A 16,503-nucleotide genomic window follows, 5' to 3' on the forward strand; every position below is an offset into this window, starting at 1 on the left:
CCTGCAAAAAACTCGAAAATCATGCCTTAATCAAACATCTCTTTTTTTATTTGGGTCGTTGATATCCCTTCAGTCCTGGACAAATAAATGACCTCGCAATACTCGTTCAGGTAATCAAATTTCCCTTCCCAATCATCACCCATTACGAAAATATCAACCTGATGGGTTTTTACATCTTCTATTTTTTGTTCCCAATTTTCTTCCGGAATAATTTCGTCCACAAGATCTAACGTCTCCAATACTTGTTTGCGTTTCTCGTAGCTGTCCACGGAATTCTTGTTTTTAAGTGAGTTGAATTCATCTGTCGACAATCCGACGATTAAATAATCGCCGAGCTCCTTCGCCCTCTCCAACAGCCGCAGATGTCCCCAATGAAACAAATCATACGTTCCATATGTGATCACTTTTTTCACCAGAGTCCCTCCTTTCCTTTACAAATAAAAACTCTATGCTGAAGTGAACATTTTTTAAAAAATCGCCCGAAAATGATCGGGAATGAATAATCAAACTCTACTTTAAAGAATGTAAATTTTCTTTTCAACTCTTTTCTGTCCAAGAGCACCGTGAGTTCCACAGTCAAATCCCCTGCGTCAAGCGGCATATTGTAAATATTCTTAGTAAATGTGAACGATTTGTTAATTGATATTTACAATTTTTTTCGCGAATTACTGCCCCGAAAAAATTTAATTTGAAACGTAAAACGCCTGATAATCGTCTATTTTTTGAACCGGTTTCGATTCCCAACCATAAAAACTGACCAATTTCGAAATATTACTGTAAACTCTACATAAATCATTCGTTAATAAATTAATTCAATGTAACAATAATGTTAATTTATTATTAAGATTTTGTGGTATGATAGAGTGGATGTTTCCCAAATTTGTGTAAAAGCTTTACCTAATCAAAACAAACTTAATCTCTAGATATATACGAATATTATTCAATGAAAAGGAGGATACTCCATGGAAACCGCAACAATTAACAGACTGTCTTTTGTAAATTCAAACTTAGATGCATTTATGTCGCACTTGGAGTCTTCCTATCTCAATCAAAACCGAGGGGCGTTTATCGTTACAGCAAATCCTGAAATTGGTTATAAAGCAGTTGAGGATGAAGATTACGGTCACGTTTTAGCTTCCTCTGACTTTATACTTCCTGATGGAATCGGAGTCGTCATGGTATCCAAGCTTATCGGGCACCCGCTTCAAGGAAGAATAGCAGGATACGATATCTTTACATCGCTCTTAACTTTGGCAAATGATAAAAAGAAGAAAATATTCCTTTACGGAGCCACAAAGGATGTATTAGATAGTACCATTCAACGAATTAAGCTTGAGTATCCGAATATCGAATTAGCCGGCTCTTCAGATGGATTTGTGGAAGATAAAGAAAAAGTGGCAAAGGAAATCGCCGCTGCCAAACCGGATTTGGTCTTTGTTGCGTTAGGCTTTCCGAATCAAGAGCATTTTATTTACCAGTACAGGCACCTTTTTCCGCAAGCAACTGCTATTGGTCTTGGGGGAAGCTTTGATGTGTTTAGCGGAACTGCGAAAAGAGCACCCGAATTTTTCATTAAATTAAATCTTGAATGGTTTTACAGGCTGATATCTAACCCATCGAGATGGAGAAGAATGCTTAACATTCCAAAGTACTTTCTTGCTGTCATTCGAAACGAGAGAGACATAAAAAAGTATCCGTATCCCGAACATATAAAGGATAGTTCAAGAAATATGTAAGTACGATTCCCTATGCTAGAAAGTATGATCGCTAAATGAATTTACAGTCTATTTTAAAAAGTATATATGCCTTTTATATCACTTGCCTTGGCAAGCTTTTCTTTTGGGTGAAACCAAAGAAACGTATCGTTCTTATCGCTTCTTTTCCGGACAATGCCAGGGCGATTTTAAAAGCGTATGAGAACGATGCATTTGATTTTAAGCTGAAGGTGCTGCTCACTCAACATGCTAAAGGATTAGCCAATGAATTCCCTAATCAAAATTGCTCGGTGATTGATCAGGAAAACCCTGTTCACATCGTAAAAGCGATTCATTGCATGCTCAGTAGCAAAGCCGTTCTTATCGATAATTACTATTTGATGGTTACGGCCTTACGTCATCGTCCTGATATTGAATGCATTCAAATTTGGCATGCAAACGGCGCGTTTAAGAAATTCGGATTGAAGGATTTGACAATCCAGAATTATTCTGAACGTGATTTTGCCCGTTATAAGAAAGTATACAGATCCTTTGACAAAATCGTCGTCGGATCTGAGCATATGGCTCATATTTTTCAAGAAAGCTTCGGAGTGGAAGAAAATCATTTTTTAAAAATCGGCGTTCCTATGACTGACATGTATTTCGAAAAGGAAACGCAGTCTAATCAAATAAGAGAGCGTCTCGCTATATCCTCCGAAAAAAAAATTTTGCTGTATGCACCTACTTTTAGAGATGAAGATTTCGGCCGCGTCAGGCTTCCGTTTAAAGAGAGCCATTTAAAAGACGACCTTAACGAAGAATATGTGTTACTGATAAAGCTTCATCCCGTTATGAAAAACCAGTTTTCACATGTCGACAGCCCGTGGATAAAAGATGTATCCGATATTGCGTTGGATGAATTATTGAAAGCCTGCGATATCCTTATTTCTGACTATTCCTCGGTCCCTTTTGAATTCGCTTTATTGAACAAGCCCGTTTTGTTCTTTACGTATGATTTAGAGGAATACGACAAAAAACGCGGCCTTATCGATAATTATTTATCCGTTATTCCCGGACAAGCGTGCAGCGACGCTGCCATGCTGATTAAACAATTGAAAGACACTTCTCTATTGAAGCGGGAAGTGAAGCAATTTTCTAACGAGTGGAATCGGTATTCCGAAGGAAACTCTACCCAAAGGCTTTTAGATTATTTAACAGTGAAAATGAATTGATTTATTGATAATAATTATTTCGTTTAATCAAGGAAGGTGTTTACTATAATGATTTATGCAGAAATACTTGCAGGCGGCAAGGGCTCGCGCATGGGAAATGTGAATATGCCAAAGCAATTCCTACCTTTAAACAATCGCCCGATCATCATTCATACCGTTGAGAAATTTATGTTAAATGGCAGATTCGACAAAATCATTATCGTCTCTCCGAAAGAATGGCTGAATCACACGAGAGACATTTTAAAGAAATTTATCGGCGATAATGATCGTTTAGTCGTTGTTGAAGGCGGATCTGACCGAAACGAATCGATTATGAGCGGGATTAAATATATTGAAAATGAATTTGGGCTGAATGACGATGACATTATCGTAACCCATGACTCTGTGCGCCCTTTTTTAACTCATCGAATTATCGAAGAAAATATCAATGCGGCAATGGAATATGACGCGGTGGATACCGTCATCACTGCGGTAGATACAATTATCGAATCGGACGACAGCGAATTCATCTCTGACATTCCAGTAAGGGATAAAATGTATCAAGGACAAACGCCGCAAAGCTTTCGCATTAAAAAGTTAGTTAGCTTATATGAGCAATTATCCCCTGAACAAAAAGCGATCTTAACGGATGCTTGCAAAATCTGTTCGATAGCGGGAGAAAAAGTGAAGATGGTAAAAGGTGAAGTATTTAACATTAAGGTAACAACACCTTATGACTTAAAAGTGGCTAACGCCATTTTACAGGAGAGAATTTCACAATGATTAATCAAACGTATCGACTTGTTTCAGCACGTCAGTTTGAAGTGACCTATAAAGATAAAAATATTAATGCAAATAAGGTAGTCGTGCGCCCAACTCATTTGTCGATCTGTGCCGCTGACCAAAGGTACTATACAGGAACTCGCGGAAAAGAAGCGATGGATAAAAAACTCCCGATGGCTCTGATCCATGAAGGCATTGGGAAGGTCATGTATGATCCAACCGAAACCTTTGAAATCGGGACCTACGTCGTTATGGTTCCGAATCTGCCGACCGAGCAATCGGAAATCATCGCGGAAAACTACTTGCGGACAAGTAAATTCCGTTCAAGCGGATATGACGGATTTATGCAGGATTATATGTTTATGGATCCGGATCGACTCGTACAACTTCCAACGAATGTGAATCCTAAAGTTGCGGCGTTTACCGAATTGATCACGATCACTATTCATGCGTTAAGTCGTTTTGAACGGATTGCCCATAAAAAACGCGATACCTTTGGCGTATGGGGAGACGGAAATCTAGGGTTTATTACAGCTCTGATTTTGAAAAAAAAATATCCTGATAGTAAAGTGATCATTTTCGGGAAAACTCCTTATAAGCTTGAACATTTTTCATTTGTGGATGAGACCTACCAGATTAACGATATCCCTGAGCATGTCATGATTGACCATGCCTTTGAATGCGTAGGCGGCAGAGGAAGTGAATCTGCAATAGAACAAATTATTGAACATGTTCACCCGGAAGCCAGCGTCGCCCTGCTCGGTGTTTCTGAATATCCGGTTGAAGTATCGACACGATTGGTTCTGGAAAAGGGAATCACTTTGATTGGAAGCAGCCGAAGCGGCCGTGAGGATTTTGTCCGTACCGTGAATTTTCTTTCAAACTATCCTGAAGTCGTCGAATACCTGGAAACACTTGTTGGTGACAGCCATCCGGTGCGCTGCATCGATGATATTATTAAGGCATTTGAAGCGGATCTGACCTCTTCTTGGGGGAAAACTGTACTCGAATGGGAAATTTAAAACGTGAATCTTTTAATAACTAAACTGGTTAAGATCATATTCAGAGGGACATACGGTTTCCTTTCTGCTTTATTTCCTGTCAAACGAAACAAAGTCGTCATCGCCTCCTATCGTGACGAGGAGCTGAGCGACAATTTTAAAGCGCTGCATGCTCGCTTAAACGAAAATCCGGCGATCGAAATTAAACTTTTATTAAAAAAAATGAATACGGGTTTGGCAGGTAAAGCAGCGTATGTTTTTCACTTATTTTCATCTTTGTATCATATTGCGACGTCCCGGGTGCTGCTATTGGATGACTATTATTTTCCGCTTTACGTAATCAAAAAGAGAAAAGAAACGATCTCGATTCAATTATGGCACGCATGCGGAGCGTTTAAAAAGTTCGGATACAGCATTAAGGACAAGCCATTTGGGCCATCGTCCGCTTATTTAAAAGTCGTGCCTGTCCATTCGAATTATGACTACTCGCTTGTAAGTTCCGCTGAGGCGATTCCGCACTTTGCAGAGGCTTTCAATATGGATGAAAAACGTGTGCTTCCATTAGGTGTCCCTAGAACGGATTATTTCTTTAAAAAGGATCACTTACACAAGCTGGTTGAAGAATTTCAGCAGAGCTTTCCCGGATTAAAATCGAAAACGAAGCTATTATACGCTCCAACGTTTCGCGGGAGCGGCCATTACCAGGAATCAAAAAGAATTCCTTTAGATCTGCAGGCGTTCAAGCAAAGTTTGGACGATCCTGAAAAGTATGTGCTGTTCGTCCATCTTCATCCATATATGAAGGACTATGTGAATTTGGAAGATGATCCTTTTATTTGTGATATGACTGATCACTATTCTTTGTATGATATTATGGTTTTGTCCGATGCATTGCTAACGGATTATTCATCCGTCATTTTTGAATACAGCCTACTTAAAAAACCAATTTATTTTTATTGCCCGGATCTGGAAGAATACACGGAAGAACGCGACTTTTATTACCCATTTGAAACGTTTGTCCCAGGTCCGATATCAAAAAATACAGCTGAGTTAGCAAGGGATATTTCTCAAAGCGGGAATGTCGATAAGTACCAAATTGAAGCATTTTCGCAAAAATTTATCACTCATCAGGATGGCCAATCCTCAAATCGGGCAGCCGAATGGATTGAATCATTTTTGGAAGCAAGCAGGAGAAAGAGAGGGTAAAAGTGAAGCTGGCACGAAGAATTAAAAACAGGCTATTACGATTTAAAAAACGAAAAAATACAAGCAAGACTGTAGCCGAGGAATATACCGGACCGGACAGGGTGTTCTCCATCTTTGATAAAACTGAACAAATTGAAGAGAACAAACAAGTTCCAGTTCGAAAAATATCAAATTTCTCATGGAATGGATCGATATTAACGATTGCCGGTTATATGTATATAAAGGATCTCCCTTTAATGAAGGAAGATCAGGTCAGAAAACGGCTTTTATTGGTTTCAGGCGGAAAGCTTTTTAAAACCGTTTCGCTGCGCGATACCTTGGTTAACCAGGTCGATGTAAGCATTCACCCCGTACTATTTGAAAAATATAAATGGGCCGGCTTTCATCAGCATATCAACTTTTCCAAGCTAATGAATGACAAGCCCCTCCCAGCCGGAGAATATAAGCTTTTCTTAGAAATTGAAGTCGTTGATGACAACAATATCAAACACCAGGAAGTTCACACGGTTGGAAACGTAAGCAACTTCCTTTTAAATGACGTGTACGCAACAAAAATGGATTTTCACTCAGCTAAAAAGCTAATGAAATTTAATTTAATTGTCACGTATGATGAAGACGAAAAAACAATCAATCTGTCATCTAATAAGCTTCAGGAAATTGATCCGAGCTTGCTTGAATTAGATACGGGCAAAGAAGCAAACCGTTACTTAAAAAAAATAAATTCCTTCTTTTTCAGATGGGTTTATCGACTTTGCTGCTTCTCCCCTATTCAGGAGAAAAAAATTGTATTCGCATCAGACAGCCGTGTTGATATGTCGGGAAACTTTGAGTTTGTCTATGATGAGCTGCTCAAAAGGGAAGAAGACTTTGATTTTAAGTTTTTCTTAAAAAGCAGTATCCGTGATCGAAAATCGTTTTTGGAACTTATATCTATGGGTTATCATTTTGCGACGGCTAAATATATTTTTATTGACGATTTTTATCCAATCGTTTATCCATTAAAAATTAGAAAAAATGCGGAGCTCATTCAGCTTTGGCATGCAGTGGGCGCCTTTAAAACGTTTGGCTACAGCCGGATCGGCTTACCGGGCGGTCCATCGCCGCACTCAAAGAACCATCGGAATTATACGAAGGTAGTCGTCAGCTCGGAAAATATTCGCAAGCACTACGCGGAAGGCTTCGGAATCAATATTGAAAATGTCATCTCCACAGGAGTGCCGAGAACTGATTTCTTTTTTGACGATGCGAAAAAAGCTTTTGTCAAAGAACGCTTGTATCAAGAGTTCCCATTTTTGAAAGAGAAAAAGGTCATTTTGTTTGCGCCAACCTTTCGCGGAAACGGACAGCAGTCCGCTCACTACCCGTTTGAAGTGTTAAACTTTGAGAGACTTTATCAAGAATTAAAAGATGATTACATCTTCTTGTTTAAAATCCATCCGTTTGTGAAAAACGATGCAAACATTCCATATCAATACAGTGATTTCTTTTACGACTTTTCCTCGTTTAGAGAAATCAATGAGCTTTTGCTCGTAACTGATATATTAGTAACTGACTATTCTTCTGTTTGTTTTGAATACGCCTTGTTAAACAAACCGATGATCTTTTTCAGCTATGATGTCGATGATTACATCCGTAAACGCGATTTTTATTATGATTATTTTTCCTTTATTCCAGGCCCGCTTGCAAAAACGTCAGAGCAAATGATTTCGATTATTAAAAATGAGCAATATGACTTTAAACAAATCGATTCATTTGTTAATTATTTCTTCGATGACTTGGACGGCAAATCAAGCGAACGTGTCGTAGATCAAATCATCTATCAAAAAGATGAAGACGAACTCGATGATAACGTCAATATGATTTATAAAAAAGGCATTTAAAAGCCCGGCTGTGCATGTGCACACGCCGGGTTTTTCACTCAATTTCTTTCCGTTCGTTCCTTTCCCTTTTCCGTTACTGCAAATTTGCGGACCATTGTTTTGATATGCTCTGTCTTCCGGAAACGAATGGCGGACCAATCCTCGTCAATCGCGATTTGCCTCACCGGCTCATAGCCTTCATCGGCAAGCATGCCGGTAACACTTTCACGGCTGCAATCAGAGCCTTTGTACCTTTTTGAAGACTTTTTTGGATAGCACAGCCATAACAAACCATTATCTTCTGTGGCACTTGCCGCCGTTTTGGCCAATGCTTGCAGCTCTTCATTAGAGGCTCCGAAAGCTTGTACAAAGGGATAGTACTTCTCTTTTGCTTCCTTATGAACATCTCCGGGAAAAGCAGCTAACATTTCATCATAGGTCAGTGGTGCGTTAAGAATGAACACCGGCTGGCCCTGATCCTTATATTGAAGCTTTTTTAGTACGGGATGCATGTCAGAAATCACTTCTCTCTTCCTTAAATTTTATAAGGGAGATTTCACTCTTTCACGTACGCTTCTTTCTTCCCTTTTCCCAGAATTTTCTTCTTTTCTGTCATTATATACATCGACAAAATAAAGCGGACGTTTCTTTGTTTCGATAAAGATTCTGCCGAGATATTCCCCGATGATCCCGATGACAATGAGCTGAATGCCCCCTAACAAAACAATGACGGTCACTAAGGAAGGATATCCGTCTACGCTTTCTCCAAAAAAGATCGTTTTACAGACAATATATAGTAAAAATAAGAACGATGCTCCTGAAATAACTAGTCCAAGAATGGATGAAAGGCGCAATGGCACGGTTGTAAAGGACAGAATACCTTCAATCGCCAAATCAAAAAGCTTTAAATAGTTCCATTTTGTTTTGCCGGCGGCTCGTTCATCTCTGTCATACAAAATTTCTTTTTTGCGATAGCCAATCCAGTCAAACATGCCTTTCGTATAGCGCTGCGATTCACGAAGCTGTTTCAACGCCTCCACACAACGCCGGTCTAGCAGCCTGAAGTCTCCTACATTTTCTTGAATCGGCATACGGGATGATTTTTGCAATACTTGATAGAACGTTTTTGCCGTCCATTTTTTCAGCCAGGTTTCCCCTTTCCGGTGCCTCCGTTTTGCAAATACATCGTCGTATCCCTGTTCCCAGAAGCCGATCATTTCCTCGATTAGCTCAGGTGGATCCTGCAAGTCTGCATCAATAATGATTAAAGCGTCACCTTTGGCATAATCAAAGCCTGCCATCATGGCGACTTCTTTTCCAAAGTTTCGGGACAGGCTAATATACGATACTCTCTTATCAAAGGTTCTCATTTCTTGAACCATTTCCAAAGAACGGTCCTTGCTGCCATCATCGACAAACAAGAATTCAAAATCATAGGATGGAATCTCATCTACTACCTGCAGCAGACGCAAATATAGCTGATCTAGGACTTCTTCCTCATTGTACATAGGAATTAATATCGTAAGAAGTTGTCGGTTCATTTTCCATTACTCCTTTATAAGTATCAGAAGTGGCGGTTACACCATTGTATCTTGTTTAAAATTTTACCGCTACCCTCTATAGTAAAGAAATTTCCATTATGTTAAGGTTAAGAAGTGTAAAATTTTCGTAAATCTTATGTTAAGATCAACTACCAATTTGCTGTTTATGCTATAACGTTCAATAGAGATAAGAATCCAATGACTTTTATGAGGTGTTACATTGCGCTCCTTTTTCAACAATTCATCTAAATTTATTGTACCAATTTCTTGTACTTTACTACCTATTATTTTGATGACCTTTAATTACTTTCTTTTGAATATTTATCCATTTGGAGATCGCTCCATTTTCTTAGTAGACTTGTTTCAGCAATATCGGGTCTACTTTCACTATTATCATGATCTCTTTCATAATGGAGATAGCTTTTTCTACAGCTGGAATGCTGCTCTTGGCATGAATCAAATCGGGTTGTTCGGATATTATTTAAGCAGCCCTTTCAATCTGATTATGGTAGCGTTTAGCCGCAGCGCTCTTCCGGAAACGATATTGGCGGTCACTTTAATCAAAATAGGGTTTTCCAGCTTAACGATGTCTTTTTATTTACGCTCAATCGATGCGATGAAAAAATTAGCCATCGTGATTTTTTCTGTTACTTACTCATTAATGGGTTACGCAATCGTCTATGCGCAAAATATCATGTGGCTTGATGCTCTGATCTATCTTCCGCTGATAATCCTTGGCGTAGACCATATCATAAATAAGAAGAGCTATACGATTTATACGATTTCACTGTCGCTTATGCTCATATCCAACTTCTATCTGTCTTATATGGTAGGGATTTTTACTGCGGGTTATTTTTTATTGTCCCTTCTATACCATACGGCAGAAAAAAAACAAAAAGTGCGTACAGCAATTCGCTTTGGGTTCGGCACTCTGCTATCAGCAGGGATTTCTTTTGTGATCATTTTTCCGACATACTTAAATTTAAGGAATGTAGCCAGCAATAGGTTTTCATTTGATCCTGGAATCCATTCGCCGTTTCTAACCCTGGCTAAGCTTTTTAACGGAATTTACGACACATTAAAAACAAATACCTTGGATCATGCAAATATTTATACCGGCCTGCTCACGCTTTTTTTGGTTGTAATTTTTTTCATTTCCAAAAAAATCAGCAGGCGCGATAAAGCAGTATTTGGTTTGCTTGCATTCTTGGTGTATATCGGCTTTGAGATTGATCTGTTTAATATCATGTGGCACGGTTTTACACCTCCTACGTGGTTTCCTTACCGCTTTTCTTTTATATTTTCTTTTTTATTGGCGGTTATGGCATTTAAAACATTTATTACTTTAGATAGAAGCGACAGAAAATTCATTTGGATCGCTTACGGAGTAATCAGCATTACATTGCTTATTTGCTTCCTTCAGGTTCCAACCAGTGTGATGGCAGTTAAAAACGTGTTATGGAATTTTCTTCTGATCTCTCTGTTTGCTGTCGTTCTTTATTTTCGTGCAGCTTGGTCAAGGTTTACAGTTGTCATCAGCTTGTGCATTCTTGTATTGGTTACAGCCGATTTATCTTCTAACGGATGGATGACAATGAAAAAAATGGATCGCGAATTTCATTTTCGGCCGCATGAAGATGTTGTCCTTAATAAAGATATGACACAAAGCATTAAAAAAATTGAAGAGGCGAACCCCGAGGGCTTTTACCGGATTTCCTCCGATTACAAGAAAAGCAATAACGACGGAATGCTGTATAACTATCCATCAATCGCCCATTTTAGTTCAGTGACTGATGCAAGCCTGACAAGAACCATGCGTGCGTTTGGTTATACAACTCAAGATACGGACAAATGGATTTCGAATACGGGAGGCACACTATTTTCAGATGCATTTCTGGGGACGGCTTATTATATTTCAGGTAACCAGAATAAATTCCCAGATATGAAGACTCTGTCTACTTCGCCACTTGCCATTTTCGAAAATCCTAACGCCTTTCCGCCTGGCTTTATGGTAAATGATGAGATTGAGAAGCTTTCTGACAGCAGCATGTTTGGAAGGTTCGAGGCAAATCCTTATACAATGAATCAGCTTTTGGCTAATAGCGTGCAAAAAGGTGCAAATCTGTTTGACAGAATCGAACCAAAGAGCGTTGAGCTAGTCAATGTAACGAAGGAAGATGAGTCAACATACAAAAAAATTGATCCAAAGCGGGAAGGAAAAGTTATTCTCAAATTTGATTCAGACGAAGAGAACAAGCAACTGTACTTTTATATGCGTCCGACAAGAATAAATGAATCGAAAATTTTCTATAGCGGATACGGACGGCAAACATACCCGGATACTTTATCAAATGGTGCAATTCCTCTGCCTCCATCCAATGGAAAAGAAAAACAGCTGGAAATCATTCTTATGAAGGATCAGCTTAACATACACCAGCTTGAGCTTTTCACTCTCAATAACGACAAGCTTCCTGCTGTCGCTGAAACAGCGAAAGAAAACGGCATGCAGTTTTCGCATTATGACGATGGGCGCTTTTCAGGGACGATTGACTCAAAAGAAGACGGAACGCTTTTTCTAACTGTCCCATTTGATAAAGGCTGGTCCGTAAAGGTTAACGGCCAGCCAGCTGAGGTAAAAAGGGTTGCAGGAGCTTTTATGGGAATCGATCTGCGCAAGGGAACCAATACAATCGAGGCAACCTACATTTCTCCGGGATTTATAACCGGTGTTGCCGTCAGCATTCTCTCTTTGCTTTTGTTTATCGGATTACTTATTTTCACTCGCAGAAAGCGAATAGCCGCAACTTCGTTTTCTGAAGAAAAAAAAGATTAACGCCAAGATGAGCGTAAGCAAAGACAAATAGGAAGAGCATTTTTGAATGAAGGTACGTTCATACTCAGTTGTCAATTTTCCGTCGCCTTGCAAGGTGACGGAAATAAAATCCTTCTCCCCTAATTCGATGGGCAGCTCTTCTCTTTCACCATTTTGGGTATCATATACGTGATACCCTTTATAATAGATTAACGGAAGCTCGATCGTTTGCTTTTGCTCGGTATGATAAGTAAAGGATATTTCGGTTCCGTTCTTTTGATAATTCTCAATTTCCACGTTATCATTGTCTGTCAATTTATGTTTGCTTCTTTTTCTGATATCATCGAGCGTAATATTGACTGGCAAATACTCTTTCCCCGCCCCGATCCACAATGAATTAAGCTCTTCTTTGTCTTCCTTTAATAAGACTTTTTGATCTTTCAAATAATAATTAAATAAAGGCGCATTACTCAGGAGCATGATCAAAGGAATAAGGATATAGAAAATTCTTAATATATCCTTGCGTCCTTTTAACAATTCGTACAGATAGATGCTACCTGATACTGAAAAAAACAACGTTGTGTATAGCAGCAATCTCCACGGAAATTGAATATTGCCAAGAACTCCTTTTGCAATCCCCCATGGAAATAGATTGGTACTCATTAACAAAAAGGCAATTCCCATGAAGGTGAGCCAATCGGCAGTTTTTATCAGACTGCTTTTCTTTTTAACGAATATCCTTATGAAAGGAAGGAGAAGGAATACAAGCCCTACATTCATAGGATAATGTACATTTAGTATGGAAGTTTTAATCAAGTTTATCCAATGTAACGCACTTTCATCGGCCGCGAAGGTAGATGTGTGCTTGATATATAAATCGGATGATATGTATTGCTCCACCATCGGCAGGGTAAAATAAGCCGTCAAGCCAAAGGTTGCTATTCCTGCATAAATCAATGATAAGATCCTTTGTTTCTCTTTCATCAATTTCTGAAAGGACACCAAGGTTATTAGAAGGAGAAGTCCAAAAGTCCAGAGCGTAGTCAAAATGTGCGACAGAAGGACTCCGGTAAAACCTATCGTCAGTATGTACCATTTCTTATTGTCTTCATATAAGACATAGTATACTCCTAATAAAACGAGAGGGATAAAGACCAAAACTACGATTTCCCCGACTGCAGCACGAATATAGATATCTATCATTCGATAAGCTGACATCGTGTAAAAAACGGATGCAAAAAATGCGATACTTTGATGCTTTGAGATCTTCAAAACGCTATAAAACATGGAGATAAAGGTAAAAAATACAGTGATAAACATAAAAATTTTGTACGAGTGGATCATGGAAAAACCCAACACACGAGCGATTGCCGGAATATACAGCATCAAATTAGGATAGAAAAGATCCATCGGATAACCAAAGCCCTGCAAATAGACCGTACTAATATCAGCGAGTAATTTGTTATCCTGCAGAGCTTCTTTGATCCCTTCGATCCGCAAAAGGTGAACCCCTAAGTCGTGACCGAAGTGAAGTGAGTCATTCGTAAAAAACGGGAAAGCCGCGATAAGTGACAAAAACAAAAACATTCCGACGTACATGATCTGATAATTTCTACTCAATGTTGCACCTCTTTTTTTACAAGAAACTTTAGTACAATTTACTGAACCTCATCAGTGTGGGAAACCGATAGTGAAAGCGCTGTAATAAAACCAAGTTTTAGCCTTCGTTCATTATTGCAAGGCTAACAGCATCTAAACTGCTGTGCAGGGATTCAGTTTGCCCGGCGATTTTTCAGAGCTTGTCCCCAAATATAACGGAACGAATAGTACACCAATGAAAAAAGCAGCCGCACACCTTTTAAAGCTTGTGGCATGGGCTGCCCCGCTTACTTCTATTGTATAAAATCTCCATAGTCATTTCCATCGTTGTTTTCCATGAATATTGGATTTATTTGACCGTTTTGAATAGCTCTGTAATTATTGGCAAACGTATCGGCAACATAGCTCGCATGGCTTCTTCTGTTTACCAATATTCGATGAAAGACTGGAACATACAGCTGTTTGCCATTTGTGAATGTTAATAATGAGCCCTTTCCGCTGGGCGCTATTTTTGCGATGTGAGAATAAGCAAGCAATAGGTTGTCGTGCCTTAAAATTGAGGTCGTATTAAAAAAGCAGATTCGATCAAGAGCCGAGAATAGAACGCACAGCATTTTTTGCCCTGGAAGCAAATATTTTGTCGCCTGAATAATTCCTTCATACGTCGTTCCAAGCTGCAAAATATTTTCTTCAAGGATTGTCATTGGCGACTTTTTCACATACACTTCTTGATTCAGTTCGTATACGATGGTGTGAAGTTCTCCGTATTCAGAAAAAGTGGATTTCAAAAGCATTGTACTTAGATTAATAGAATAATCATCTGCGATAATCATGCGATCTCCCTTTTTAAATAGATTTTTTGATTTTAGCTTTTCTGCCCTCTCTTTCAAAAAAAATTCGACTTCAATTTTGCTTGATGTTCTTCTTAGGAGAAGGAACCTTGAGGGAAATTCAGGTGGGGCTGATCTTAGTTCCACTTTGATTATACATAATTCCCTAACAGAAAAATAGATTTTTTAGGTATTTATTACTATTTTTATGTTAATTTTATCTATTTTCGTATTCCCAAAGAACTACCCATTTTTCTTTTTCTTTCACAACATACACTTTTTGGAGGATCGAAAACGTCCCGAATTTACTTTTAAATAGCAGCTTCACTTCGGTCTGATAAACGGTTTCTTTTTGGCTTGTACCCGGGTTTTGCCAATCGTCAATTTTTTTCATGTTCCCTATTTCATAATCAAAGGTTTGGACTCCAAAGTGTCCCATATAAATATGGGATCGCTCCGTTACGTAAGCATTTTTTGAGAATCTGTCTTTCATAGAGGAGTGAAAGAGATTCCATGAGCTTCCGAAGTCGCCTTCCTGCTCACTTTTATAAAACTTGTCAATGACTTGCTCTTGTTCACTCTTGCTGATCGAATGAACAAACCAGGCGGCTAGAACACAGAGAATGGCCACTGCAGCAAGAAAAAATATCATTTTTGCGGCAGTAACTTTCCTTCTTCTCAAAAGCGTCCACCTCTTTTGCTCTTTTTGTCCATTTTATGTAAGAGGTATATGCGCTTATGTTTTATTCTTCAAAAAAAGCAGGCCGCCCGACTTATTCGTCAGGCGAACCCGCTATAGTCCGCGTTACACATGGGAAGCAATAATTGTGCATGTCCCTTCAATTTGAAAATCGCCTGTTTCAGCCGGCAATATGAAGTGGCTTCCTTTTTTGAGAGGATAGGAGACTCCCTCGTGAAGCAATGCGGCTTCTCCAGCAATCACGCTGCCAAGCATAAATGGATGTTCTTGAGAAAGCTCAGCTTGTCCGTCAACATCCCACTTGTAAACAGAAAAATATTCAGCCTGTACAAATGTTTTGATCGTGATTCCTTCTTTTTGAGACGTAGATTCATCCACTAAGCCATCAACGTGCGGAACAGTTGTTACGTCGATTGCTTTATTTAAATGAAGCTCCCGTTTGTTACCGCTTTGATCGGTTCTGTCATAATCATAGACACGATACGTCGTATCCGAGCTTTGCTGAGTTTCAAGAACAAGGGTCCCTTCACATAATGCGTGAATCGTCCCGCTCGGCACATAGAAAAAATCTCCCGGCTTAATCGCTACTCTTCGCAGAAGGCCGTCCCAGTCCCCACTGTTTACCATTGTAACCAGCTCTGTTTTTGACCTAGCAGTATGACCGTAAATCATCTCTGCATTTTCTTTGCAATCAATGATGTACCAGCATTCCGTTTTACCTAGCTCACCGTTTTCGTTTTCGTTCGCATAAATATCATCCGGATGAACTTGTACAGATAAATCCTTGTTCGCGTCTAGTATTTTCGTAAGCAACGGAAACGCCTTTCCTTCAACGTTGCCGAACAGCTCTCTATGATTCTCCCACAGCTCAATCAAGGTTTTGCCTTCATAGGGACCTGATGCTACTTTGTTTGGGCCATTCGGATGTGCTGAAATTGCCCAGCATTCGCCCGTAGTTTCTGAGGGGATGTCATATTCAAACTGATCCTTTAGTGCAGTTCCTCCCCAAATTCGATCCTTGAATTCTGGAATTAAAAAGATTGGTGATTGGCTCATTGCATTTCCCCATTTCGCTAGTAATTTCATTATTATAACTAGTAAATTTTGAAACCCCTCAGTATGTATACCTTCTTTTTACTTTAATTATGGCGGAACGCCTATAGATGGTCAATGCTCCATCCTACCTGTATGGGGAAAACCATAACCAGCGGGGATTATTGCGTATTCCCCTCATTATCAAAGGACCAGAGGCGGAGGTCTTACTGCC

The 16,503-nt window shown here is 39.3% G+C and carries 14 protein-coding genes; 7 read left to right on the top strand and 7 right to left on the bottom strand.

Features of this window, described 5'->3' with window-relative positions; translation table 11 throughout:
* Positions 1 to 26 precede the first annotated feature (26 nt).
* Positions 27 to 413 (bottom strand): glycerol-3-phosphate cytidylyltransferase, encoded by a 387-nt coding sequence (tagD, locus tag AM592_RS13820; RefSeq protein WP_053604329.1) that lies wholly within the window; start codon positions 411 to 413, stop codon positions 27 to 29.
* A 549-nt stretch (positions 414 to 962) separates the two neighbouring features.
* Here tagD and AM592_RS13825 point away from each other — a divergent pair.
* Genes AM592_RS13825 through AM592_RS13850 form a run of 6 tightly spaced genes read left to right on the top strand, consistent with a single transcriptional unit; the run spans position 963 to position 7,775 of the window.
* On the top strand, positions 963 to 1,736 hold the full coding sequence (locus AM592_RS13825; RefSeq protein ID WP_053604330.1) for a WecB/TagA/CpsF family glycosyltransferase: 774 nt from the start codon (positions 963 to 965) through the stop codon (positions 1,734 to 1,736).
* A gap of 35 nt (positions 1,737 to 1,771) precedes the next feature.
* The gene (locus AM592_RS13830) at positions 1,772 to 2,926 is read left to right on the top strand and encodes a CDP-glycerol glycerophosphotransferase family protein (RefSeq protein WP_053604331.1); all 1,155 of its coding nucleotides are present in this window, start codon (positions 1,772 to 1,774) and stop codon (positions 2,924 to 2,926) included.
* A gap of 48 nt (positions 2,927 to 2,974) precedes the next feature.
* Complete coding sequence (locus AM592_RS13835) at positions 2,975 to 3,688, top strand: IspD/TarI family cytidylyltransferase (protein ID WP_053604332.1); 714 nt, start codon at positions 2,975 to 2,977, stop codon at positions 3,686 to 3,688.
* The gene (locus tag AM592_RS13840; protein WP_053604333.1) at positions 3,685 to 4,710 is read left to right on the top strand and encodes a ribitol-5-phosphate dehydrogenase; all 1,026 of its coding nucleotides are present in this window, start codon (positions 3,685 to 3,687) and stop codon (positions 4,708 to 4,710) included. Before AM592_RS13835 ends, AM592_RS13840 begins: the two co-directional genes overlap by 4 nt.
* Before the next feature lie 3 nt (positions 4,711 to 4,713).
* On the top strand, positions 4,714 to 5,895 hold the full coding sequence (locus tag AM592_RS13845; protein WP_053604334.1) for a CDP-glycerol glycerophosphotransferase family protein: 1,182 nt from the start codon (positions 4,714 to 4,716) through the stop codon (positions 5,893 to 5,895).
* A gap of 2 nt (positions 5,896 to 5,897) precedes the next feature.
* The gene (locus AM592_RS13850) at positions 5,898 to 7,775 is read left to right on the top strand and encodes a CDP-glycerol glycerophosphotransferase family protein (protein WP_053604335.1); all 1,878 of its coding nucleotides are present in this window, start codon (positions 5,898 to 5,900) and stop codon (positions 7,773 to 7,775) included.
* 38 nt (positions 7,776 to 7,813) lie between these two features.
* Here AM592_RS13850 and AM592_RS13855 read toward each other — a convergent pair whose 3' ends face one another.
* Positions 7,814 to 8,275 (bottom strand): hypothetical protein, encoded by a 462-nt coding sequence (locus tag AM592_RS13855; protein ID WP_053606117.1) that lies wholly within the window; start codon positions 8,273 to 8,275, stop codon positions 7,814 to 7,816.
* 21 nt (positions 8,276 to 8,296) lie between these two features.
* Positions 8,297 to 9,295: a glycosyltransferase family 2 protein gene (locus AM592_RS13860; protein WP_053604336.1), complete on the bottom strand. Its 999-nt coding sequence runs from the start codon at positions 9,293 to 9,295 to the stop codon at positions 8,297 to 8,299.
* Positions 9,296 to 9,515: 220 nt separating this feature from the next.
* Between AM592_RS13860 and AM592_RS13865 the strand changes: the two genes are divergently transcribed.
* A complete protein-coding gene (locus AM592_RS13865; protein WP_053604337.1) occupies positions 9,516 to 12,128 on the top strand; it encodes a YfhO family protein in 2,613 nt (870 codons plus the stop codon).
* On the opposite strand, the gene AM592_RS13870 is transcribed toward AM592_RS13865, so the two are convergent.
* The 4 genes from AM592_RS13870 to manA form a co-directional block, all read right to left on the bottom strand.
* Positions 12,063 to 13,727, bottom strand: a complete 1,665-nt coding sequence (locus tag AM592_RS13870) for a hypothetical protein (RefSeq protein WP_053604338.1) — start codon at positions 13,725 to 13,727, stop codon at positions 12,063 to 12,065. The genes AM592_RS13865 and AM592_RS13870 overlap by 66 nt on opposite strands.
* A 272-nt stretch (positions 13,728 to 13,999) precedes the next feature.
* Entirely contained in the window at positions 14,000 to 14,539 is a 540-nt protein-coding gene (locus AM592_RS13875; RefSeq protein ID WP_148564336.1) for a competence protein ComK, read from the bottom strand.
* 214 nt (positions 14,540 to 14,753) lie between these two features.
* On the bottom strand, positions 14,754 to 15,218 hold the full coding sequence (locus AM592_RS13880) for a hypothetical protein (RefSeq protein WP_053604340.1): 465 nt from the start codon (positions 15,216 to 15,218) through the stop codon (positions 14,754 to 14,756).
* A 123-nt stretch (positions 15,219 to 15,341) separates the two neighbouring features.
* Positions 15,342 to 16,292 carry a mannose-6-phosphate isomerase, class I gene (manA, locus tag AM592_RS13885; protein WP_053604341.1) on the bottom strand — a complete coding sequence of 317 codons (951 nt, stop codon included), beginning with the start codon at positions 16,290 to 16,292 and terminating at the stop codon, positions 15,342 to 15,344.
* Between the last annotated feature and the right edge of the window lie 211 nt (positions 16,293 to 16,503).

Source organism: Bacillus gobiensis (assembly GCF_001278705.1).
In the GTDB taxonomy this organism is placed as follows: Bacteria; Bacillota; Bacilli; order Bacillales; family Bacillaceae; genus Bacillus; species Bacillus gobiensis.